The organism is Alteromonas abrolhosensis (assembly GCF_001953635.1).
GTDB lineage: Bacteria > Pseudomonadota > Gammaproteobacteria > Enterobacterales > Alteromonadaceae > Alteromonas > Alteromonas abrolhosensis.
Genome location: NZ_MEJH01000003.1, coordinates 714,705 through 739,959, shown reverse-complemented (window position 1 = coordinate 739,959; position 25,255 = coordinate 714,705). Strand labels below are relative to the sequence as shown.

The following is a 25,255-nucleotide window of genomic DNA, read 5'->3' as shown; positions in this document are numbered from 1 at the left end:
TTTAGTACAAAATTAATTCAATGTTATGTTCATAAAATAAAAAGGTGCTAAACAACCTTAATTAAAACGACAGGAAGGGAACATGGATAAGCGACATTTCTTAAAATTAGCGGGCGCTAGCTTTGCACTTGCGCCTGTGGCTTCTATGGCTGCAATTAGTCAAACCAATACAACAAACATTAACGATATAAGCGGGCTAAGCGATATTACCGCAAATGCGAAGCCGATTACCGTAGAAGAGCGTAAAGCGCGTATCGAAAAAGCGCAGTCGCTTATGAAAGCCCAAGATATTGCGGCAATTTTGGTCGAGCCTGGCGCTGCTATGGATTATTTCTCGGGGATTAAATGGTGGCGTAGTGAGCGCTTGACCGCGCTGGTTATCCCTCAAAAAGGCGACATGGCGGTGGTTACGCCATTTTTCGAGAAGCCAAGTGTGCTTGAGTCGTTAGCTATAGGCGATGATGTAAGAGTGTGGCAAGAACATGAAAGCCCGTTTGATGTTGTAGCCAATATTCTAAAATCGCGCGGCATAACTAGCGGCAATATCGGCTTTGAGAGCAGCGTACGCTACTTCATAGTAACCGGAGTTAGCCAAGCACTGCCAAATATGAGTATTGTTCCCGCCGAGCCAATTACCCTTGGCTGTCGCATGTACAAAACGCCCAGTGAATTGGCTCTTATGCACAAGGCAAATGAAGTGACCTTACGAGCCTACGAGTTTGTTTTTAATAATCTAAAGCTTGGTATGAGTCAGCAGGACGTTAAAAGCTTGATGAATACTGCACAGCAGCGCTTAGGCGGCAGCGGTACGTGGTGTTTGGCGCTGTTTAACGATGCAAGTGCTTACCCCCATGGCACAAATGCTGCGCAAACAATTAAAGAAGGCTCTGTGATCTTGCTAGACAGTGGTTGCAGTGTGCACGGATACCAAAGCGACATAAGCCGTACTTTAGTATTTGGTAAAGCGTCTCAGAAAGTTCAGGACGTGTGGCACACAGTAAGGGAAGGGCAGAACGTAGCATTTGCTGCAGCTAAAATTGGTGAGCCAGCAGGCAAAGTGGATGACGCAGTGCGTCAATACTATGCTAGCAAGGGGTACAGTAAAGACTATGAACTGCCAGGGTTAAGCCACAGAACAGGTCACGGTATCGGTATGGAAGGTCATGAAAGCGTTAACTTTGTGCGCGGTGAAAATACGCCACTTAGAAAAGGCATGTGTTTTTCCAATGAGCCGGGTATCTATATTCCGGGTGAATTTGGTGTGCGCTTAGAAGACTGTTTGTATATGACTGAAACGGGCCCCGTTTACTTTACTGAGCCGCCAGAAAGTTTGGCGAATCCGCTGGGTAAACTTGTGAATTTAAAAAGTTAAATAAGAAGTTAACAAACCTGTCTCTCAAAATTTTTATTAGCTGTTACACTTAAAATTACTCCCTAAGTGAACGATGGATAAACTATGCCTGAAAGAAAATTTAGATTGGTTACGCGAAGTGATTTCGATGGACTTGTATGTGCAGTTTTATTGAAAGATTTAGACTTAATTGACGATATTCTGTTTGTTCATCCGAAAGACATGCAAGACGGTAAAATTGATATTACCGAAAACGACATCACAACCAATCTGCCTTACGTAGCAGGTTGTCACCTTGCATTCGACCATCACCTGAGTGAGACAGTACGTAATTCAGGCGACATTGATAATCACATTATCGATCCGAAAGCGCCGTCCGCTGCACGGGTGGTATACGATTACTATGGTGGTGCAGAAAAGTTTCCTGATATCTCAGAGGAAATGATGGAGGCGGTCGATAAAGGCGACTCCGCACAGTTTACTGAAGAAGAGATCTTAGAGCCCACCGACTGGGTGCTCATGAATTTCATTATGGATGCGCGCACTGGGCTTGGCAGATTCAGAGATTTTAAGATCTCTAACTACCAGTTAATGATGAAGCTGATAGATGCGTGCAAAGACCACACTATTGAAGAAATTCTTCAAATGGAAGACGTTGCTGAGCGCGTAAGCTTGTATCACGAACATAATGAAATGGCGAAGGTACAAATAGCGAAATGCTCTACCGTGTACGACAACTTAGTAGTATTGGACTTAACCGACCAAGAAACTATTTACGCGACTAATCGCTTTGTGATTTACGCCATGTACCCAGACTGCAATATTTCTATTCACAAGATGTGGGGGCTTAAAAAACAAAACGTAGTGTTTGCAATTGGGAAGTCAATTACCAACCGCACCTCTAACACTAACGTAGGTGAGTTATGTTTGAAGTATGGCGGTGGCGGTCACATGAACGCAGGCACATGTCAGGTTGAAACGAGTAAAGCAGAAACCGTGCTAAATGAGATTATCGACACCATTACTAGCGATGGGTAAAGGCTAGTAATTCAATAAAGGGTGAGACAACCACGTTGTCTTACCCTTTTTTATGCCCAAGCACATCGCGAGCTTGTTAGCGATACGCACTAATTAACCCACTTCCTAAAATACCCACCATAATGGCGTATACAGCAAGAACACTCGCCGCTTTTTTTAATATAACGCCATCTTGACCTTTAAGGCCTAGAATTGCAGTTACCGCCACAATGTTATTGATGCACACCATATTTCCCATTGCAGCCCCCACGCTTTGAAGCGCAAGCACTACCGACAAGGGTAAAGAAAGCTGTTCAGCAATGGCGTATTGAATTCCTGCGAAGGTCAGGTTAGAAATGGTAGCCGAACCAGAAAAAAAGCTGCCAAGTGCCCCAAGTAGTGGTGCGAAAAATGGCCAGTTATTACCTGCTAAATCTGCCATGTGTCTGCCAATGAGTGAAACGGCCGATTGTTCTCCCCCAAGCATCATTAAGTTTACAAATATGAGCGCGCCTAATAATGCAAATAAAGGGTTAGTCATGCGTTTTGCGGTTTGGACAGACACTGAGCTTACTCTTGGTACAAACTCTCGAGCGCCAAAACTGTAAACACTGGCTAGGGCAACAACAATAAAAGGTATTAACGACGGAATATAAAGAACGCTATGTTTCCATTGAATACCTGTCTCTAAAATATCTGCCAATGATATGACTAAGCTGGCACTTACCGACACGTTGCCCAATATGCCCAGCGATGCTGTGATATTAGGCTCACCGTCCTGCAACAAGCTTCTAAGCCCAAGTTCAGGAAGTCGCGTGAGCAAAAGAATTATGACTGTGCCCCATAAGGGAAAAGACGCTTTAACAAGCGCTCTGTAATTAGGGGATTCGGCCAGCTCATGTTCAGCGTCTGATTTTGTTTCAACGTCGTTAGTCGACGAAAGCCCAAAGCCTGCTTTAGCCATTATTACAGTCACTATCAGACCAATACCTCCGCCCAGCAAAGAGGGAAATTCAACGCCGAAAAAACTTAACGCGAGAAAAGGCAGGGTGCATGCGAACGTAGAAGAAAGGATAAACAACCAATGTCTAAATATTGCATGCCATGACGGCAAAACTAACCGCAAAGCCAAAAGCACAATTACCGGTGCAACAAGTGTGCTGATGAGTGCTGCAAGCTTAGCAATATCAGTAATCGTTGCTTCTGGCAGTGATAATAGCGACATCCCAAACCACACCGGTGTGCCCATGGCTCCAAAAATAACGGGAATGGTATTGGTCACTAGGCAAAATAAGGCAACCTTTACAGGTGAAAAGCCTAAGCTAAAGAGTATAGGCGCCGCTATTGCAGCTGGAGTGCCGAATCCGCTAGCACCTTCAATAAGAAATGTGAACGCCCAGCCCACAATCATTAGCTGAGCAACCTTGTTCTGACTTATTTTATTTAAGCCATTTTTCAACGTTGAAAGTGCGCCTGTATTTTCCATACACAAAAATAGAAAAATGGCGCCGGCTATAATAGATAAGGGGGTAAGGGCGAGCAATGCGCCTTGTATAACGCTTGCGTGTACAACAGCTAAAGGTGAATGCCCCTGAAAAATCACCAGCAAATATGCAACTAAAGCGCACAAGGGTAAGGCCTTACTTGATACCATACCGCTTGGTTTCACCATGAGATAAATTAGTAAAACTAGCGGAGCGTATGCGGCAACAAGCAAGTATGTGGCTATCATTTAACGTCTCGACTTCACTATATTATTCGTGCGTATGATCTAACGTTTGCATCAAACACAGGCGGAGCATTGATTCAGGCAATCCTTAGTCTGTGGCCAGTACCGGAGAGACGAAGCCATCTGGCTTAAGAGTAAGTACGTCGCACTTCACATTGCTCAATACTTCTTCGGCTGTATTTCCCATAATGAAGCCTTGTATGCCCGTTCTTGCCACCGAACCAATAACCAAAAGGTCAGCTTCGATTTTTTCTACTTGCTGGGGAATCAACTGCTCTGCGTATCCTTGCAGCAGTAATTTTTTGAAGTTGTTCTGCAGATACTGAGGTTTTAAATGTTCAACAAAGTATCGACTTAACATGTTTAGCTCACCACCTTTAAAGCGTTTTTCGCTGGCAAGCATGTCGTCTACTAACTTATCTGGGTAATCAGCAAATAAGCTCACAAATCCAGATTGTGGCGCGCTATAAGCGTTAAGTACGGTGCAGTGCGTTTCAGGCTTATCAAAAAAATGCACTACAGTGTCGAGCATTTTCTTATTTAACTCATCGTCTTTAGAAGTGCTATCGTCTCTGTCGAAGTCAACGGCAACTAAAATATTCTTTGGGAATTCATCAGAGTCAGAGCGTGTCAATAAAACGGGAGTAGGGCACTTTCTGAGTAGTTTGAAGTCGTCACTGGCTATGCTGTTAGACATCCAGCTTTTTTCTTCCATTTGCTTAACGACTAATTTGGCGTTGACTGCGTTCTGGTAGCGGATAATTTCAACAAAGGGTTTACCAAATCGAATATCACAGTTGCTAATATCGCTAAAACCGTGTTTTTCGGCAAAGAGACTAAATTCCCGCTGAACGCGTTCCTCTGCTTTAAGTTCAGGCAAATCTAGGTGTTCGAATGAAAACATTTTATCGTTAATTGCCCACAACAACTTCAAGGGTAAGTTTTGCATTGAAGCTAGCTGCTGACTTTTACGTATTAGCAATGCTGTAGTGTCGTTTATTTCATTGAATGCACACACTAAGCATTCAGGTTGTGCTGTGTTCATTTTCTCACTCCTTAGATTGCGTCACGATGTCGTATATCCACTGATAAAGCGCATATGCGGCTGAGGTGAAAAAAGACGAGCCCAAGCCCTGTTGCTAGCGATGCTCGCCCAATAACTTTGAAAGAACGCCCTTACTTATCCAACTGCTGAAGCTAAGCAAATTAGTAAGGTATTTTCATAAAGTAAAAATTGGGTAATGCGCTCGTGCCTTCCACGGAAACCGATATGCTATGAGCTAATATTTATAGCATTAATTTTTATTCCCGGAATAACGGTTCTGTTGCAATTAAGAAGGTGTTTGACCCAGAACAATATAGTTAAAGATTCTTACCAGAATGTGAATATGGCTACTTGAACGTATATATGAGAAGACTCGCGCTCAACTGACATTAGATGCTTTACCCTCTCAACCTCACTTTAAAGAACTCGGCCAGAGTTTTACTGATCACCGGGTGCTGTGTATCTTGATTGAACAGGCAAATATTCACCTTGCCTAATTTGGGCAGGTGCGGGTGGTTTAGCGCTACTAGGTTTGCCGGTAAGCTAGATTTTGCTAGAGCTGTCACGCCTAGCCCCTGTTGAATGGCGGCAACCAGCCCGCCTAAATCTGCATTGGTATAGCTGATTTTCCATGCAAAGGTTTGCTGCTTTAACTGCTCAATAACGCGGCTTCGATACATACAACCGTCGGGAGCAAGCACCAAAGGAATGTTGTTGCCAACCAACGGATGAGCCGTGTCGCCAACCCAAACCACGTCATCTTCTAACACTACTTCGCCTTCTGTCTGCTCGCCCGGATTCACCAACGCCAAAATTAAATCGAAATGATCGCGCTGCGACGGATGCAGCAAATCACGGCTTAAGGCCGAGGTCACTTCAAGTGATACATCGGGATAGCGCTTTGAAAATTCGCCAATTAGGCCCGGCAATAATGTAGAAGCAAATTCATTGGGAATGCCAAGGCGCAAGCGACCGCTAAGCGGGGTAGGGGTTAAGCTGCGAAAGATGTTATCGTTAAGCTCTAGCAGTTCTTTCGCTTTTGGGTACAGCCAATTGCCGTCGGCGCTAGGTACATGCCGTTGCCCTACTTTGGTAAATAGCTTGCGGTCTAACTGCGACTCTAGCTTTTTTATTTGTAGGCTTATTGCCGGTTGAGAACGGCCTAAAAAGTCGCCCGCTTTAGCGTAGCCACCAAGCTCAATAACGCTAACGAAGGTGCGTAAGGTATCAAGGGAAAGCTGCTTCATAGTTAATTACACTTTCTAATGAATTTGCCTGCTTTCATTATATTTTTAAATGTAATCGGGTGAAAGGCGTAATTTTAAATGTTCGTGCGTTCTAGCTTAGTTGGGGTTACCTTGCTCGATACGCGCCGTCTACCGATTGCTGCATAGTGCGAAGTGCAAGGATATTGGGCTGTGCAAGTAGCGTTGAGTTATTAGAAAAGCGCTTCATTCCCGCAAAAATGCAGTACCAAGAAGGTCGCAAATAAACCAGTTTGTTATCTACTTCATTAAGCGCATGTTCGAAGCTGGCGCCTTTATCCCACGCATTCAGCAAATAAGAAAGGGTATCCGGCACCTTTAAGTCTTCGCGACAGGCAACCCAGTAGGCAGAATCGTCGCGAGTATTTAAAAAGTAATGAGCAGCAATGTAGTCCCGAATACCATCGAACATTCGGTTTATCTCAGAATTATAGCGTTCCTCTCTTCGCGGATTGTTACTTTGCCAGCAATCGATAAAGTGATGCAGTGCGTACTGCACCAGCATAAGTGCAGTGGCTTCCAATGGCTCAATAAAGCCCTGAGACAACCCTATGCATAAACAATTACCTTTCCAGTGTTCTTCTAGTCTGCCTACGGTCATTTTCAAATGCCGCGCCTGCTGATGGGGTTGGTCTGGTTCTAATGCAAGTCTAAGCTCTTCTTCTGCTTTGGCTTCAGTGCAAAATTGTGAACTGTATACATAACCGTTGCCGGTGCGGCTAGTTAGGGGAATGTGCCACTGCCAGCCGTGACTAAGCGCAATAGAGCGAGTTTGTAATGCAGTTTCTGGTGATGCTGTCGCGTCGCTGGCAATGGCTACGGCAGCATCGTTAAACAAGGTGTCGGCATAGCTTGTAAACCTTCGCGACAGGGCTTGTTTGCCAAGAAGCCCTCGAAACCCCGAGCAATCAATAAAAAAGTCTGCGCTTAATGTATTTCCGTCATCCAGTTGAAGCGCGGTAATAGTGTGCTCATGACATTCTACATTAGCCACTGTACCAATTTGGTGGGAAACCCCTTTATTCAGAGCATATTCTTTTAAGAAGTCTCCCAACAGCCCTGCATCAAAATGATAGGCGTAATCAATATTCGCAGAACTACATATGGCGTCGGGTGTAATGCCTTTTTCTACCATGTGCGCTGCAGTAAAGTAGTGCGACGGGTTAATGTCTTGCGAAGCGCCTTTTCTGTATTCATTTACCGCATTGAAGTACATATCTGCGGTGGGAATATCTAAAGAAGAGAAGAACGGGTGAAAATAGCTGTCAGATTCGGTGAACGCGGGGCGCGTTGTTTTTGATTCAACTGTTGCTGTCCAACGCTCAAAGCTAATGCCCATCTTATAAGTGGCGCTGCATCGCAGCATCCACTCATTTTCATTTATTCCGAGGAACTCAAAAAAGTGGCGCAGATAAGGCGTTGAACCTTCGCCTACGCCAACGGTGCTGATAACCGCAGACTCAAGAAGCGTTATTTTAGGGGCGGGGATAGGTACATTACTGTTATTGGCCATCAACTCGGCGGTTCTTGCCAAGTAGCACGCCGTCATCCAGCCTGCTGTTCCGCCACCTACAATCACGATTTCTTGAGGTAATTTGTTCATTACTGTTTCTCGGTTGACGCGCGCACTACCAGTTCCGGGATGAATGTATGGTTAAGGTTGTCATGGGCGGCTTTGGCTTTTTTAGCTCGTAAATACTGAATTAACGACGCCGCAGCATGCTGCGCTATCTCATTAGTTGGCTGAGATGCCGTAGTTAACGGCGGAAAGGTCTGGCGGGAAAAGGGGCTGTTCTCAAACCCGGCAATTGCGAGTTCTTGAGGAACATCTACCCCCTTCATTCGTGCACCAAACAACGTACCCGCTGCAATCTCATCGTTACACGCAAACACAGCAGTAGGGTGCGGCGACATGGCAAGCAGCGTTTCAGAACTTTTTACCCCAGTTTCAAATGAGTATGTGCCTTTAATAATTAACGACTCGTCAATTGCAATACCCGCTTTTTCTAACGCCGCTTTATAGCCGTTCAAACGCTCAATGGTGGATTTGTGAATTTCTTCACCGGCAATAAACGCAATGTTTTTGTGACCCTGGCTGATAAGGTGCTCAGTGATATCGTATGCCGCTTTGAAGTCATTCACTAACACGTAAGGGAGGGACGAAGGAAAGGGGCCGTCTCCAGATAAAATACGCACATAACTTATTTGGTTTTGATCAAGTTCCGATAAAACCTCGGGCATTTCCGACAGCGGAGGCGAAAGAATAAGGCCAGCCAATTGAGCAGTGTCTACCATGTCCACCAGCTCTTTCGCTATATTTTTAGAGCTTGCATCGCACGGGTGAATTAACAATTCGAAATTGTTTTTGCGACACACATCTAATATGCCTTTTTGCATATCGATAATGTAGTAGGCGTTGGGGTTGTCGTATACGTAACCCAGTACCGAAGCCCCTTTGCTTGCTAGGTCACGCGCTGCCTTATTTGGCGTGTACTTTAAGGCCTTTATCGCCTCTTCAACGCGTTGCAAGGTGTCGGGTTTTACCGTGCCTTCCTTGTTAATTACGCGCGAAACGGTCTTTATCGAAACACCCGCCATTTCGGCAACACTTTTGATGGTAGCAGCCAAATTCGATCTCACTCTAAAAATTGGTTTAATTTTCAACAATTAAGAAGCTTGTATTACTTTTTTGTTAAAAAATTAATTGCAGGCTTACATTGCGTCATGTAAGTTAACATTCAATGACAGCGTTGTCATCAAAAAGCTGTACCCCATAACAACGCCTGTCATTTTATTATTTCAATAAATGACAGCGTTGTCATTTTGGCTGAGAGAAGGTAAATACAATGTTCAAAAACCAACAAAATAAACTAACAAGAAGTGTTCGCCTCGCCATAGCTATGGGCGCATTAACAAGTATTTCAGCACCTATTGCGGTAGCACAGGAAGCAGGTGAAACTGAAATCATCGAAGTCACAGGGATCCGCGGAAGCCAAAAGGCCAACATCAATGCAAAGCGTTTTTCTAACGCCATTGTCGACGCTATCACTGCAGAAGACATTGGTAAGTTCCCCGACAAAAACGTCGCTGAAACACTAGCCCGTGTTCCGGGTATTACCATCGACCGCGATTTTGGTGAAGGGCAGGGCGTAACTATACGCGGCGTTCAGCCAGACCAAAACTTAACTCTAGTTAATGGTCAAGCCGTGGGAACCGGTCAGTGGTTTGTGTTATCAGACGCAACCCGTAACTTTAACTTCGAAATTTTAGCGTCGGAAATGATTGCGGGTTTAGAAGTGTACAAGTCGTCTCAGGCAGATATTGATGAAGGCGCACTAGGCGGTACGGTAATTCTGAAAACACGTAAACCGTTCGACCTTGACGCTAATTCTGGGCAAATCTCGGTAGAAGGCCAGTATGGTGATATCGCCGATTCACTCGACCCAACGCTATCTGGTTTGTACAGCTGGAAAAACGATGACGAAACCTTTGGTATTCTTTTCTCAGGCTCTTATCAAGAAAGAACGGTAGAGCGTGAAACTAATGAAGACTTCGGCTGGTTCGGCCCTAGCATCCCTCGTATCGACCCACTTATTGAAGCACCTGTTGGCGCTTCACAAAAAGGCGCTATTCCGTGGGGGATGGGCTCAGCGTTGTTTAAGCAAGACCGTGAGCGCGTTGGTTTTGATGTAACTGCTCAATGGGCACCTACCGACGACTTCGATGTGTCTGTCCACTATCTATCGTCAACGCTTAAAGCTGACAACGTAAACTCTAACTTAATTGGTATTCCGTTTCGCGGTGTGGCGTACACAGGTACTGACACCAGCCCGGGTACGGTGAGTAGCGACAACGTAGTAGAGTCGCTTAGCATGATGGGTGTAGATAACCGCCCTGAGTGGGCGCGCTTTATGGCGTATGACAACATTTTCCGCGATGGTTCTGAAATGTCTACCGAGATCGTAGATATTGAGGGGCACTACCTTATGGGTGATGGCAAGTTGCACTTCCAGTTAGGTACAACCACGGGTGAAGGCGAAAACCGAGATTTCTTTACTGAATTTTGGGCGAGTGCGAACGACCCGCGTGCAGCCATCGATTTTTACAACCCAGGTGGCGACAACCCGTATATCGATTTTACAACGGCAAGCCCATGGCTAGCTAACCCAACAGATGAAATGTGGTTGGGAGGAATATTCGACCAGCTAAATGCAACGGAAGATAAAGAAAACTATATCCAGTTTGACTACGAGCATTCTGTAGATTGGGGTGCAGTAACCGAAATCAAAACGGGTATTAAGCGTCGCGATCGCAGCTTTGCGCAATCTCGTTACAGAACTGACTTGGCCAATTTAGCGCCGGTGGGTGAAGGTAGCCTTGGCCCAGCGTCATCGTTTTGGAATGGCGACATGATTAACGTGTCTCACGACAACACCAACGGCGTAGCTGCCAGCTATTTCTTCCCTGACAAAGACAGCATGTACAACGCACTATATAGCGTAGCCGAATGTGCTGATGACACTACTATACTTTGCCGCCGTACCGATGAATTCTTAGATGAATCTTCATTTGAGATAGAAGAAGATATTACTGCACTTTACGCCATGGCGAAATTTAGTGGCGATGGTTTCAGAGGTAATGTGGGTATGCGTTACGTTGAGACCGATTCAACATCAAACGGTTACGACCTAACAACAGGCGAAGCGGTAGCGTTTGACGGTGGTTACAACGAATGGCTGCCAAGCATCAACTTGTCGTACGACTTATCTGAAGACGTGTTGCTACGTATGGCGGCAGCACGCGTGCTTACTCGTCCAGCACCGTTTCAGTTAGCACCTGCGGTAAACTTAACGCCTGAAACTAGCTCTGGCTCTGCTGGTAACCCGCAGCTTAACCCGCTAACTGCTAACCAATTTGAAGTGGGTGCAGAATGGTACTTTAGCGAATCATCGGTAGCCGCGGTAACGGTGTTCAAGAAAGATATTAACGACTTTATTTTCACCAAAACCGTATCTCGTGAAATTGATGGCCAGCAGATCAATCAGCTAAGAACGCCAGAAAATGGTGGTTCAACCACAGTCGATGGTATCGAAATGCAAATTCAGCATGTGTTCGACAACGGTTTCGGTGGCTACGCTAACTACACCTACACGGATGTGGCCGACGCACAAGTAGACGAAGCGGTCGCCGTTACAGACGATGACGGCAACATCATTGGTGCTACTATCGCAACGCGCTCAGTAAGCTTCCCGAATACGTCAAAAGACTCGTTTAACGTAGGTGTGTTCTACGAAACTGATCTTTACAGCGCGCGCTTAAACTACAACTACCGCTCTGAATACTTTATTGCCCAAGCAGAAATTGGCGATCAGTACCGCGACGAACAGTCACAACTTGATGCGCAGATAAGCTGGAACGTGACAGAAACCATTACACTTAAAGCTGAAGCCCTTAACCTTACCGACGAAATCTGGGAGAACTACTACGTTCGAAGCAGTGACGGTAAGCGACTTGGTGGAACGCAAAGTGCTAATGGACGCCGTTTCTTCATTGGCGCTAGCATGAAGTTCTAGTTGCTAGTATGTGAAGATAGTTCGTGTGTTCACTATCTTCACTTAGCATAGGGTAGGGCGTTTGCTTTACCCTTGTTTTACTCTGAAATTGTGATTTAAGGATGTGCGACGTGATCCGCAATACGACGAATATTGTCAAAGCGTGCTTGAGCTTATCGTTACTGCTAGTGAGTAGCGCTTCGGCAATGGCTGAAACGCCTTCGCTACAGCAAGCCAGCTTGAATGCGCTAGGAGAAAGCCTCGATATACATTACGAAGTATTAAGTAATGTGGACGATAGTTTGTGCCGGGTACATATTCCAAAAGGCGACTGCTTTTCGTCAGAGCTTACCATAGCAACCATGGCAACCCCCATTGAAGCCTCTACGTCGCTTTACTTTAGTCATATTGCGCCTATTCGCGGGTATGACGCAGAATATGCAATTCGCGTTGAGCATATAAACGGTGACCTGCACCGCCTGACGTTCGCAGAAAAGGTGAACGCAAGTGATCAAGTTAAGGTAACGCTATCTGCGCCTTTTTGGCACGCCTCTCGCTCGGACGCAATGCCGAACTATTATTTAACTTACCCTGCTTTATCACCGGTGGTGGTTGCCTCCACAACCCGTGTGAAAGAGCCAGGAAGCAATTTACTCATCAATCAACACACTGGCTTGTGGAACAAACAAGCCCAGTACAAACGTACTGAAAACGACAAAACACCGCTTATGGACAGCGCGTATTTATACAATAAGGGCGATTCAGCGCTAATTTCAGGTGATGCCCAGAACCGTGTTATTCCTAACGTAAGTCAAAGAGATGATTCGGGTAAGTTTGTTGCTGCCGCGGGCATTAATATAGATAAGTCTGATCAAGACATGCTTGCTCCAGCCATTGAGCAAATGGCCTATTTTGGCCTCACTAACCGGAAAACAGGCTTACCACTTAAGGTTATTATTCGCAGCGCTAACAATGCGAACGCCCTTGCAAATGAAGCTGCAACAATAAACTCGAAGGAAGGCTATGCGCTTAGCATAACAGAGCAACGCGCTACGATAATTGCCAACGATAACATTAGTGCTAACTACGGCCTGTTAACGCTAATGCAAGTATTTGATGCGCAGCAAGGCCGATTTCCTATCACTGAAATTGCAGACTCGCCACGATTCGAATTTCGCGGAATGCACTTAGATATTGCTCGACACTTTCCGGGAAAAGCCGCGATTGAATCTGTTGTTCGCCAAATGTTTACCTATAAGCTCAATAAGCTACACCTTCACTTAAGTGATGACGAGGGCTGGAGATTAGTTATCGATGCTTTGCCCGAACTTACCGAAATTGGTGCGTTTCGATGCCACGATTTGTCTGAAACACAGTGCTCGCTGCCTCAGCTAGGAAGCGGGCCTTTTAAAAGTGCTACAGGTAACGGCTTTCTTACGCAGCAAGACTACATTGATATTTTAACAATGGCGCACGCGCGTGGTATTGAAGTTATTCCGTCGCTTGATATGCCTGGCCATGCCCGCGCAGCAATTGTTGCTATGAATGCGCGCTACAAGCGGCTTATGGCAGAGGGTAACTCAGATGCTGCAAATGAATTTTTATTGGTAGATAAAGAAGATAAAACCCAATATGAAAGCGTTCAATTCTATTCAGATAACACCATAAACCCCTGTTTAGATAGCAGCTATCATTTTATCGAAACCGTACTTACTTCTGTGAAATCACTGCATGAAAAGGCCAACGTTCCGTTGACACACTTCCATGTTGGCGCCGATGAAACCGCCGGTGCTTGGGTGGAATCTCCTGTATGCGCTGCGAAAGGCCAAAAAGCAGATGAAATATTGCCATCGTTTGTTACCGAAGTGCAGAAAATTGCGCAAAAGCACAATATAGCAATTGGTGGCTGGAGCGATGGCATGGAAAAAGCCGTAAATACACTGGATAACAGCAGCGCGTATACCAACGTTTGGCATCTTCTTGCTGCGGGTGGAGAGAAAACAGTATCGCATTTTGCCAAGGAAAATATTCCAGTAGTACTCTCGTTTCCAGACGTGCTTTATTTCGACTTTCCTTACCAAAGTAATCCTTATGAGCCCGGTTATTACTGGGGTTCGCGGGCAACCAATACCGAAAAAGTATTTTCGTTTATGCCCGAAGAGCTGCCGCTTCATGCCGAGTTATGGACCGACCGTATGGGCCACAGTTACAGCAGTTCTGCTGAGGCCGACACATCATCAGTAATCGGTATTCAGGGGCAGCTGTGGTCAGAAGTCACCGTGAATCAAGATGCCGTGGAATATATGGTGTTTCCCCGACTATTGGCCTTGGCTGAACGGGCTTGGCACTACGCACCATGGCAACAAAACGCGAAAGCACTTCATGAAAAAGGCGGTTTAGTAAACCAGCAGGCAAGCGACTGGCAAGCGTTTGAGTTAACGTTATTTAACCGCCATGCACCCGCGCTAGTGCAGCAGGGAGTGAATGTGCGTGTACCTACGCCAGCAGCGGTAATTAACAATGATAAGTTACATATAAAGCCAGTGTCTGGTCTTACGATGGAGTACTTAACTTCAGGTAATAAGTGGGAAACCTTTACCGCTCCTGTTGAAGTGAAGGGGAACGTCACTGTTCGCGCTAGAATTGCGGGAACACAGCAAATGAGTCGACAGGTGCAGCTGTAAGCGCCTGTTTTTATTGGTTAAAATGACAGCGTTGTCATGTTTTTACCAAGTGCATCTATGCATTTATCTATACTGAGATGTTTAAATGAGCTCTGATTTATTTTTTATTGGCATAGACGGTGGTGGCACCAAGTGCCGAGCACGATTAGAAGACGTTGACGGATATGTCTTGGGTGAGGGCGTAAGTGGCCCTGCCAATATTATGCGCGATAGCGATTTAGCTAAAGCGTCGATAGTAGATGCGATTAATATCGCTATTTCGAATGCAGGGAACGCCAACACATCTGAGCAAATTTCGCTGTCGCGGTGCGTGGTAGGCGCCGGTCTAGCTGGCGCAAATATTGAGTCTGCGAAGCAACAGTTTGAACAATGGCAGCACCCGTTTCATTCGCTACACGTGTTAAGCGATTTACACGCCGCATGCGTTGGAGCACACAACGGAAATCCGGGAGCAGCGATAATTATTGGTACGGGTTCATCGGGCACCATGTGGCAAGGTGAATCTTTTCAAGATGTTGGTGGGCACGGTTTTCCTATCGGCGACAAAGCCAGTGGGGCTTGGCTAGGCTTAAAGGCCGTTCAGCACACGCTATTGTGTTTAGATGAGTTGGAAGAAAAGGATGAACTTGCAGCAGAAGTGTGTAACGCCCTGCAATCATCATGTACCCAAGAAATCGTAGCGAAATGTGCGGAATTTAACACCCATCACTATGCCGCCTTGGTAGAACGTATGCTGCCTTTGCTATACACAAAGCAAAACAAGGTTACTACACTTTTTGAAGAGGGTGCCGTGTACATTGAGCGTATGGCAAAGCGACTTCTTGCAGATCACAACCATTGTTTAGCCATGATAGGTGGGCTTAGCAATGTTTATTCAGCCTATTTTTCAGAATCCATCAAAGCGCGTTTAGTACCCTGTAAAGCTACGCCGCAGCAAGGTGCTATTTATCATGCAAAAGCCGCGTTTAATCACAAAGAAGGTGAGAAATGAGTTTATCTATAATGGCAAAAGAAGCCAGAGAGTTTCCGTCAGTTATTGCGCAGCAGTTAGATAAGAATGATGAAGCGATCAGTCAGTTAGCGGGTAGATTACAGCAACTAAACCCGAACTTAATTTATATTATTGGTCGCGGTTCGTCAGATCATGCCGGCGTGTTTGGAAAGTACCTATTTGAAACCGAGATGGGTATTCCAGTGTGCAGTGCCGCCCTTTCAATTGCAGGCATATTTAAACGCCAATTGAATTTGAAGGGGGCGGTAGCTTTTATTATTTCTCAATCTGGTCGCAGCCCAGACATACTAAAGCAAACAGAGTCGGCAAAAATCGGCGGGGCGTTTACCGTTGCCTTCGTGAATGATGAAACGTCGCCATTAGCCGAGCTGGCTGATGCCGTTATTCCTTTATCTGCCGGGGAAGAAAAAGCGGTAGCGGCTACTAAGAGCTTTTTAGCAACGCTGTCGGCGCTTCTTCATTTGTGTGCCCGTTGGAGCGAAAATACCTCGCTATTTAATGCGCTAAAATCCATGCCTTCGCAGCTAGAAGCGGTGATCAATGCTCCATCTCAGCTAACAAAAGCCCATCTTGAAAATACGCGAAACACCATTGTTTTAGGGCGCGGCTTTGGCTATGCGGTTGGGCGAGAAGTAGCGCTTAAATTAAAAGAAGTATTGGGTATACACGCCGAAGCGTTTAGCAGCGCAGAGTTCATCCATGGCCCAGTGACATTAGTTGAGAAAAAGCTGAAGCTGATTTCGTTAAACATAGAAGACGAGAGCGCTCCGTTTCATCAAAACATGGTGCAAGATGTGAGATCCCGTGGCGGCGAGTGTATTGATCTGCAAGGCGGAGTAACGTCTCCTCACCCAAGGCTGGACGCACTCTTACTTATGCAACGCTTCTATCTGGATATAGAGAAAATTGCCGTTGAATTAGGTTTGAACCCAGACACGCCACCTGGATTAAACAAGGTAACGAAAACCCAATGAAGACCATTATTCTGGCTGAAAAGGTGCTGATGAACGGTGCCTGGCAGCACAATCAGGTGCTGAGTATTGAAAAGGGTGTGATAGCTGACATTGCACCTCTTTCTTACTTTAAGAAAAACGCAACGTCAGTTATCAACGAGCGCATACGCGGTGCAGTTATTCCAGGCTACATCGACACGCAGGTTAATGGTGGTGGGGGCGCAATGTTTAATCATGCTCCCACGCTTGAAAGCATAAATGTGATGGCCAAAGCGCACTTGAAATACGGCACCACCACATTGTTTCCAACGCTTATTACCGACGATATTGACACCATTGAACAAGCGGCAGATGCAGTAAGCGAGGCCATTGCACAGGCGCACCCCAGCGTTGAGGGTGTTCATTTTGAAGGGCCGCACCTTTCTGTAGAGAAAAAAGGCGTGCACTTGCCACGCTATATTCGTGCACTTTCAGACCGTGAACTGGCAACCTATACCCGAAGAGATATTGGGCAAGTCCTTATTACGGTTGCGCCTGAAAACGTGCCCTGCGACATCATCCGCGATTTGGTGGGGCAAGGAGTTATTGTAGCTTTAGGGCATTCAAACGCACCGTTTGAAACGGTGCAGGACGCATTATACGCTGGGGCATCAGGCTTTACCCACCTTTATAACGCCATGTCGCCACTGACTTCCAGAGAGCCTGGAATGGTGGGGGCGGCGCTACTTAACAACAGTGTTTGCGGGATAATTGTGGACCATCATCACATTCACCCCAAAGCCGTAGAGTTGGCTTATAAGGTGAAAGGGCCGCATCAGCTAATGCTAGTGACTGACGCCATGGCCCACGTGGGCGCAAGCGACGATACCATCGCGTTCTTCGATACTCATATCACGCGCCAAGGTAACAAGTTAACAACGCCCGATGGCACGTTAGCCGGTAGCTGTTTAGATATGCACGGCGCAGTAACGAACAGCATTAACGACATCAATATCGCATTAGAACATGCCAGTACCATGGCAAGCGCAACGCCAGCACGCTTCACCAAAATACATGATAGGGTAGGTGAAATAGAGGTAGGAAAGCGCGCTAACTTTTTAGTGATAAACAACGACAATACTCTGTTAGAAGTGTGGCAAAACGGAATTAAACGCCTTTGCGCTAACTAACAACATAATAATAAATAAGAGATCTTTGCTATGACAACACAAGCTCAGTCGCAAGTACCCAACGCAACAGGAATGGGGCGCTTTGTACCTATTTTAAGTATCGGTTTACTGTTTTTCATTTTCGGCTTCATTACATGGCTAAACGGCGCATTAATTCCGTTTTTGCAAATGGTGTGCGAGCTAACTGAAATGCAAGCGTTGCTTATCGCCTTTTGTTTTTACATCGCTTATGTAGTCATGGCGCTACCCATGGCAAAGATCCTAGAAAAAACTGGCTACCAGAAGGGCATGAGTTTAGGGCTTAGCATTATCGCTGTGGGATGTTTGTTGTTTGTACCTGCCGCGCTGAGCGCCATGTTCCCCGTGTTTTTGCTGGCACAATTTGTGGTAGGTAGCGGTTTGACCATACTTCAAACAGCATCAAACCCGTTCATTGTTCGCCTAGGTAACGAAGAAAGCGCTGCCGCTCGCATTGCCTTTATGGGCCTGCTTAATAAAGCGGCTGGCGTGCTGGCACCTATCGTTTTCACCAGCTTAGTGTTAAGTGGTTTGCCTGACGTAAATCAAGAGTCGTTAAACGCCATGCCACAAGACGTAAAAGCCACGCTAATTAATGATATGTCTGTCTCACTTATTCAGCCTTATGTTGCAATGGCCATCGCATTGGGCGTACTGGCTCTGGTATTTATGCGCCTTGCATTGCCAGCCATTAATGATGAGCAAGCAGAAGGCGAAACTGCGGAAGCATCGCTTTCCTCAAATAAAGATAAAAAGATCCTGCATTTCCCACACTTAGTATTGGGCGCAATAAGCCTGTTTTTCTACGTTGGGGTAGAAGTTATTGCTGGCGACACCATTGGGTTGTATGGCTCTTCAATTGGCGTAGAAAACGCGACTACGCTAACGTCATTTACCATGATTGCTATGGTTATCGGGTACGCAGTAGGCCTTATTTGTATTCCTCGATTTATATCTCAGCAAACGGCGCTACTAAGCTCTGCGGTATTGGGCGTAGTTTTTACCACATGCATTCTAATGAGCTCAAACACTGATACTGGGATCTCTGAAGTGCTGTGGGGATGGACGGGCGTGCAATCGCTTCCCTTCTTGCCAAACAGCGTGACGTGTATTGCGCTTCTTGGCTTGGCAAATGCCATGGTGTGGCCTGCAATTTGGCCGCTGGCGCTAAATAATTTAGGTAAATATACCGCACAAGGTTCGGCACTACTTATCATGGGTATTGCAGGAGGTGCTATTTTACCGATGGTTTACGGCGCAGCTAATGAGCTAGTTGGAGGTCAAAGTGCCTACGCGATTATGCTGCCTTGCTACTGCTTTATTGCTTACTACGCCTTATTGGGCTGTAAAAAACAACGCTGGTAAATGGTGAGTGTTATGCCGTGTGGCTCACGGTTTAATTGTTTAAAGAAATGCGCTTTTTAGCGCATTTTTTTTGTTGGTCGGTGTTACTGCATTAATGGTGCTGTCGGATTAAATTTGGTGCTGTCGCGGTTGAAAAGACAGGTAGCTAGGGTAGTTTATCGAATTCTAGTTAACCCCTAACTTATAATGAATATTTGCATTTCTGATGTTTATCGTGCAATACATTTGCTTTTTAAATGTATTGATAAAAATTTCCAATTTGTTGCATAAACGTTAGCTCACTATACTCAATTTCGTTTTCTACCTTTCAATTCAAAAAGAGTAAGTGGAATGTCTAATACCACCGCCCTACACGCAAAGCACCTAGAAGCCGGTGCGAAAATGGTCGATTTCTTCGGCTGGGATATGCCAATTAACTATGGTTCACAAATTGAAGAGCATCACGCTGTGCGTCAAGACGCCGGTATGTTTGATGTGTCTCACATGACCATTGTTGACGTAAAAGGCGCGCAAGCCAAAGCGTATCTTCAGTACCTTTTAGCCAACGACGTGGCAAAACTAAAAGACAAAGGCAAAGCGCTATACAGCGGCATGCTTAACGAAGAAGGCGGTGTTGTAGACGACCTTATCGTTTATCACTTCGACGAAACTAACTATCGCTTAGTGGTTAACTCAGCAACGCGCGAAAAAGACATGAACTGGTTAATGAGCAAAGCAGAAGGCTTTGACGTAACCATCACCGAGCGCCCTGAATTTGCCATGATTGCCGTACAAGGTCCTAACGCAAAAGAAAAAGCCGCTAACCTGTTCAGCGCTGCACAAAAAGAAGCGGTAGCGGGCATGAAGCCATTCTTTGGAGTACAAGCAGAAGACTTGTTCATTGCCACCACAGGTTACACCGGTGAAGCAGGCTATGAAATTATGGTGCCAGCTGAGCAAGCGGAAAGCTTCTGGCAAGCGCTACTAGACGCGGGCGTTAAGCCATGCGGCCTAGGTGCGCGTGACACACTTCGCCTTGAAGCAGGCATGAACCTGTACGGCCAAGATATGGATGAAACCGTATCGCCACTAGCGGCTAACATGGGCTGGACAATTACATGGGAACCGGCTGATCGTGACTTCGTAGGGCGCAAAGCACTAGAAGCGCAGCGCGAAGCGGGTACCGACAAGCTAGTAGGCTTGGTGATGACTGAAAAAGGCGTGCTGCGTCACGGTCTTAAAGTGAAAACAGAAAGCGGCGAAGGCGTTATCACTTCAGGTACGTTCTCTCCAACACTAGGTCACTCGATTGCGATGGCACGAGTACCAAGTGATGTTGGTGAAACAGTAGAAGTGGAAATGCGCAAAAAGTGGGTTACAGTAAAAGTGGTTAAGCCCTCCTTTGTTCGCAATGGAAAAAGTGTTTTATAAGTTAACAGAGAATAACAGGAACGATTATGAGCAACATCCCAACTGATTTACGCTATGCCGCTACGCACGAATGGGTTCGCCCTGAAGGTGACGGTGTTTTCACTGTAGGTATTTCTGAGCACGCACAAGGCTTACTTGGCGACATGGTTTTCGTTGATTTGCCAGATGTTGGCGACGCAGTAAGCACTGGCGACGACGTATGTGTTGCTGAATCGGTAAAAGCAGCGTCTGACGTTTACGCGCCAATTTCAGGTGAAATTGTAGCAATTAACGAAGACCTAGAAGATTCTCCAGAATTAGTTAACTCTGACCCGTACGGCGACGGTTGGCTATTCAAAATTAAAGCTGACGATGCGGCAGAAGTAGAAGGTCTACTAGACGCTGAAGGCTACGAAAACAGCATCGACGAAGAGTAATTCGTTACGCAGTTTTAAAAGAACCATAATTTGAAAAGGGGCATGAAGATAATTCAGCCCCTTTTTAACTTAAAGATTTAACGCGCCCTTGCGGCAACCATTACGAGTGCTTAACAACGTTATGTCGAATACTTCCCCTACATTGGCTCAACTAGAGCAAAAAGATACATTTATCCGCCGTCACATTGGCCCGGGTAAAGGCGAAATTGAAGAAATGCTGTCTGCTATTGGCGCAAGCTCACTAGATGATTTAATTGAGCAAACTGTACCAGCAGGTATTGCGCTACCAGAGCCACTAAAATGTGGTGAAGGGGCGACAGAAGTTGAAGCATTAAGTGAACTTAAAGCCGTTGCACAAAAGAACAAAATTAACCGTTCTTTCATTGGTATGGGTTACTATGATACGCACGTACCAAACGTTATTCTTCGCAACGTGTTAGAAAACCCAGGTTGGTACACAGCGTACACGCCTTACCAGCCAGAAATTGCCCAAGGTCGTTTGGAAGCCATTCTTAACTTCCAGCAAGTGACCATTGACCTAACTGGCCTAGAGCTAGCATCGGCGTCATTACTTGATGAAGGTACAGCGGCAGCAGAAGCCATGGGCCTTGCTAAGCGCGTATCTAAGAATAAAAAATCAAACGCCTTCTTCATTGCAAACGACGTTCACCCGCAAACGGTTGACGTGGTTGAAACTCGCGCTGAAATGTTCGGTTTTGAAATCATCAAAGGTGCGGCAGAAGAAGCAGCAGAACACGACGTATTCGGTGCGCTACTTCAATACCCAACCTCTACCGGTGAAGTAAAGGACATCAGCGACATCATTGCTGCAGTGCAAGAGAAAAAAGGTATTGTGGCAGTAGCCGCTGACCTCATGAGCTTGGTAATGCTTAAGTCGCCTGGTGAGCTAGGTGCAGACGTGGCACTTGGTAGTGCACAGCGCTTTGGTGTACCTATGGGTTACGGTGGCCCGCACGCGGCATTTTTTGCTACACGCGACAGCTACAAGCGTTCACTACCTGGCCGTATTATTGGTGTAAGTAAGGACACCCGTGGTCGCCCAGCACTTCGCATGGCGCTACAAACTCGTGAACAGCACATCCGCCGTGAAAAAGCGAACTCGAACATTTGTACAGCGCAGGTGCTGCTAGCTAACATGGCAAGCTTCTACGCGGTGTACCACGGCCCACAAGGCCTTAAAACTATTGCTGAGCGCATTCACCGCTTCGCCGACATTCTTGCTACTGGTTTGAACCAGAAAGGTGTAGCTCTAAAGCACAGCACGTACTTCGACACGCTAACCGTTATGGTAGACAACAAAGAAGACGTACTAGCAAAAGCCTACGCAAAAGGCATGAACCTACGTGCTGACCTTGAAGGTGCGGTAGGTGTGTCGTTAGACGAAACCACCACACGTGAAGACATTGTTGCGCTATTCGACGTACTGCTTGGTGAAGATCACGGCCTAACTGTGGAAGGCCTAGACGCAGAAGTAACCACGCAAGACGTAAAATCTATTCCTGAAGGTTTAGTACGTACTAGCGACTTCCTAACGCACGAAGTGTTTAACAAGTATCACTCTGAAACAGAGATGCTTCGTTACATCAAGAGCCTTGAAAACAAAGACTTGGCGCTTAACCACTCAATGATTTCATTGGGCTCGTGCACCATGAAGCTAAACGCAACGGCTGAAATGATCCCTGTAACATGGGCTGAATTCGGTCAGCTTCACCCGTTTGCACCACTAGACCAAGCAGCGGGCTATCAAGAAATGATTGCCGAGCTTAGCGAGTGGCTAATTAACGTAACGGGCTACGACGCGCTTTCAATGCAGCCTAACTCAGGTGCACAAGGTGAATACGCGGGCCTATTGGCTATTCAGCGTTACCACGAAAGCCGTGGCGAAGGTCACAGAAACGTGTGCTTAATTCCAAGCTCTGCCCACGGTACTAACCCTGCGTCTGCACAAATGGTTAGTCTTAAAGTGGTAGTAGTAGCGTGTGATAGCAAAGGTAACGTAGACCTTAACGACCTTCGCAAGAAAGCGGAAGAAGTGGGCGACAACCTATCGTGCGCCATGATCACATACCCGTCTACTCACGGTGTATATGAAGAAACCGTGCGCGAGATTTGTGACATTGTTCACCAATACGGCGGTCAGGTTTACATGGACGGCGCGAACATGAACGCGCAGGTGGGCATTACGTCGCCTGGCTTCATTGGTTCAGACGTATCGCATCTTAACCTACACAAAACCTTCTGTATTCCACACGGTGGCGGTGGCCCAGGCATGGGACCAATTGGTGTTAAATCGCACCTTGCGCCTTTCCTACCAAACCACACGGTTGTTAACGTAGAAACGGCAGGCAAAGACTGTGGTGCGGTATCGGCAGCACCATGGGGCAGTGCATCAATTCTGCCTATTAGCTACATGTACATCAAAATGATGGGTAGCGAAGGCCTTCGCCGTGCAACCGAAGTCGCTATTCTTAACGCTAACTATGTGGCTAAGAAGCTAGAAGGGCACTTCCCAGTGCTTTACAAAGGCAACAACGGCCGCGTAGCGCACGAATGTATTATTGACCTTCGCCCGCTTAAAGAAGCAAGCGGTGTAACCGAGCTAGATATCGCGAAGCGCCTAAACGACTACGGTTTCCACGCGCCAACCATGAGCTTCCCAGTAGCGGGTACGCTTATGATTGAGCCAACCGAGTCGGAAGCGAAGTACGAACTAGACCGTTTCATCAACGCGATGGTTAGCATTCGCCAAGAAATTGCGAAAGTAGAAAGCGGCGAGTGGGATGCGACTGACAACCCGCTACACAATGCACCGCACACGCTTGCAGACATCTGTGACAGCGACTGGAACCGCAGCTACGACCGCATGCTAGCGGCGTACCCAGCACCAGAAGTACACAGAAACAAGTTCTGGCCAACGGTTAACCGTATTGATGATGTTTACGGCGACCGCAACCTGATCTGTTCTTGCCCTAGCATTGAGAGCTATGTTGAGGAGTAGGGTGTTGGTTTGGCAGCGCTGCAGCTAGAGCTTTATTGATTTGAAAGGTGAACCTGGGGTGAAGTGACCCTATTAAGTTGGACTCATTTCTAAGCGGCAACCAAGGCCTGATTTCGATATTGTATCGGACTCAGGCCTTTTAGTTTTAGCTTAGTGCGTTCGATATTGTAGTAATCGATATATTCTTTGATGTTTTCAATGAGCTCATTCGCATATTTGAACGTTTCATTGTGATACATCTCAGTTTTTATTATGTCGAAGAAGCTCTCTGCAACGGCATTGTCTAAACAGTTTCCTTTCCTAGACATACTTTGAAGCAACCCATGCTTTTTCAGGTGTTGTTGGTATTGTATGTTTTGATATTGCCAACCTTGGTCTGAGTGTATGAGCACCTGCATTTTGGGTTTTCGTCGCCACACCGCAGCTAGCAGCGCTGGAGTAACAAGCTCAGATTCCATGCGAGAACTCATCGACCGACCATCAACAGCGCGAGAGTATAAGTTTAAAACGACGGCAAGGTAGAGCCAACCTTCATGAGTTCGGATGTAGGTAATGTCAATGACCCAGTATCTGTTCGGTGTAGCAACCGTGAATTTCCTATCAAGCACATTGTCCAACCGCAGGCTTGCCGATAATGTGTCCTTTATGCTTTCTATAACCGACTTGTGCCTTTATACCTTCTAGCTTCATCAATTTAGCTACACGATGTTTGCTACAAGCTTCGCCTAAATCCTTAAGGTCACTCGTGACTTTTCTATACCCATAGAGACAGCCACTTTCTAGCCAAGAATGCTTAATTAACCCCATCAGGCGCTCGTCTTCTAACTGTCGCTTTGATTTTGGTTTATCCACCCATGCATAGAAGCCACTGCGTTGTATAGAGAGTGCTTCACACATGAGTTTTATCGGGTAATTCTTGAGCCTGGTCGTTATGAACGCGTATTTTTCTTTGACTCGCCCGCGAAAAATACGGTGGCTTCCTTTAGGATGTCACGTTCCATTGTCACGCGCTCTAGCTCTTTTTCGAGTTGCTTAATACGGTCGGATTGTTCTTGAGATTGTCTATGTTCTTCACTATCTGGGCAGTAAGCTTTTATCCAGTTATAAAGCGAGCTGCTACTCACTCCCAGCCTGTCAGACACACTTGCCACCGAATAACCTTGGTCGGTAACTTGTTTAACGGCTCGTGTTTTAAATTCTTCTGTAAATCGTTGAGACATCTTTTCTCGTTGGTACACATAATTACAAAG

16 protein-coding genes and 1 pseudogene are annotated in these 25,255 nt (G+C 46.2%); 11 read left to right on the top strand and 6 right to left on the bottom strand.

Translation table 11 applies throughout. From position 1 onward, the window contains the following. Positions 1-82 precede the first annotated feature (82 nt). Together BGK61_RS05315 and BGK61_RS05310 are read left to right on the top strand one after the other, a co-directional pair. Positions 83-1,372: a M24 family metallopeptidase gene (locus tag BGK61_RS05315; protein ID WP_076012775.1), complete on the top strand. Its 1,290-nt coding sequence runs from the start codon at positions 83-85 to the stop codon at positions 1,370-1,372. An 84-nt stretch (positions 1,373-1,456) separates the two neighbouring features. Next, positions 1,457-2,389, top strand: a complete 933-nt coding sequence (locus BGK61_RS05310) for a DHH family phosphoesterase (RefSeq protein ID WP_076012776.1) — start codon at positions 1,457-1,459, stop codon at positions 2,387-2,389. Between the two features lie 76 nt (positions 2,390-2,465). Here the strand turns inward: BGK61_RS05310 and BGK61_RS05305 are convergent, their stop codons facing one another. The 5 genes from BGK61_RS05305 to BGK61_RS05285 all read right to left on the bottom strand — a co-directional run bounded on the left by BGK61_RS05305 (position 2,466) and on the right by BGK61_RS05285 (position 9,035). Beyond that, positions 2,466-4,100, bottom strand: coding sequence for an L-lactate permease (locus BGK61_RS05305; RefSeq protein ID WP_076012777.1), 1,635 nt, complete (start codon positions 4,098-4,100; stop codon positions 2,466-2,468). A gap of 85 nt (positions 4,101-4,185) precedes the next feature. Next, positions 4,186-5,142, bottom strand: coding sequence for a universal stress protein (locus tag BGK61_RS05300; protein ID WP_076012778.1), 957 nt, complete (start codon positions 5,140-5,142; stop codon positions 4,186-4,188). A 398-nt stretch (positions 5,143-5,540) separates the two neighbouring features. Further along, positions 5,541-6,389: a LysR family transcriptional regulator gene (locus BGK61_RS05295; RefSeq protein WP_076026024.1), complete on the bottom strand. Its 849-nt coding sequence runs from the start codon at positions 6,387-6,389 to the stop codon at positions 5,541-5,543. 106 nt (positions 6,390-6,495) lie between these two features. Continuing rightward, positions 6,496-8,010 carry a tryptophan halogenase family protein gene (locus BGK61_RS05290; RefSeq protein WP_076012781.1) on the bottom strand — a complete coding sequence of 505 codons (1,515 nt, stop codon included), beginning with the start codon at positions 8,008-8,010 and terminating at the stop codon, positions 6,496-6,498. Beyond that, a complete protein-coding gene (locus BGK61_RS05285; protein ID WP_014999222.1) occupies positions 8,010-9,035 on the bottom strand; it encodes a LacI family DNA-binding transcriptional regulator in 1,026 nt (341 codons plus the stop codon). Before BGK61_RS05285 ends, BGK61_RS05290 begins: the two co-directional genes overlap by 1 nt. Before the next feature lie 218 nt (positions 9,036-9,253). Between BGK61_RS05285 and BGK61_RS05280 the strand changes: the two genes are divergently transcribed. The 9 genes from BGK61_RS05280 to gcvP all read left to right on the top strand — a co-directional run bounded on the left by BGK61_RS05280 (position 9,254) and on the right by gcvP (position 24,005). Then, entirely contained in the window at positions 9,254-11,980 is a 2,727-nt protein-coding gene (locus tag BGK61_RS05280; protein ID WP_076012780.1) for a TonB-dependent receptor, read from the top strand. A gap of 110 nt (positions 11,981-12,090) precedes the next feature. Next, on the top strand, positions 12,091-14,643 hold the full coding sequence (locus tag BGK61_RS05275; protein WP_076012779.1) for a family 20 glycosylhydrolase: 2,553 nt from the start codon (positions 12,091-12,093) through the stop codon (positions 14,641-14,643). Positions 14,644-14,728: 85 nt separating this feature from the next. Next, entirely contained in the window at positions 14,729-15,634 is a 906-nt protein-coding gene (locus BGK61_RS05270; RefSeq protein ID WP_076026023.1) for a glucosamine kinase nucleotide-binding domain-containing protein, read from the top strand. Continuing rightward, entirely contained in the window at positions 15,631-16,629 is a 999-nt protein-coding gene (nagB-II, locus tag BGK61_RS05265) for a glucosamine-6-phosphate deaminase NagB-II (RefSeq protein ID WP_076012843.1), read from the top strand. The genes BGK61_RS05270 and nagB-II overlap by 4 nt, the downstream gene beginning before the upstream one ends. After that, entirely contained in the window at positions 16,626-17,777 is a 1,152-nt protein-coding gene (nagA, locus tag BGK61_RS05260; RefSeq protein ID WP_076012844.1) for an N-acetylglucosamine-6-phosphate deacetylase, read from the top strand. Before nagB-II ends, nagA begins: the two co-directional genes overlap by 4 nt. A gap of 30 nt (positions 17,778-17,807) precedes the next feature. Further along, the gene (locus tag BGK61_RS05255) at positions 17,808-19,160 is read left to right on the top strand and encodes a sugar MFS transporter (RefSeq protein WP_076012845.1); all 1,353 of its coding nucleotides are present in this window, start codon (positions 17,808-17,810) and stop codon (positions 19,158-19,160) included. A 330-nt stretch (positions 19,161-19,490) separates the two neighbouring features. Next, complete coding sequence (gene gcvT, locus BGK61_RS05250) at positions 19,491-20,570, top strand: glycine cleavage system aminomethyltransferase GcvT (RefSeq protein WP_076012846.1); 1,080 nt, start codon at positions 19,491-19,493, stop codon at positions 20,568-20,570. Positions 20,571-20,596: 26 nt separating this feature from the next. Then, entirely contained in the window at positions 20,597-20,986 is a 390-nt protein-coding gene (gene gcvH / locus BGK61_RS05245) for a glycine cleavage system protein GcvH (RefSeq protein WP_014950360.1), read from the top strand. A 121-nt stretch (positions 20,987-21,107) separates the two neighbouring features. After that, complete coding sequence (gene gcvP, locus BGK61_RS05240) at positions 21,108-24,005, top strand: aminomethyl-transferring glycine dehydrogenase (protein ID WP_076026040.1); 2,898 nt, start codon at positions 21,108-21,110, stop codon at positions 24,003-24,005. 89 nt (positions 24,006-24,094) lie between these two features. Here the strand turns inward: gcvP and BGK61_RS19390 are convergent. Beyond that, a pseudogene (locus BGK61_RS19390) lies at positions 24,095-25,225 on the bottom strand (IS3 family transposase). Positions 25,226-25,255 lie beyond the last annotated feature (30 nt).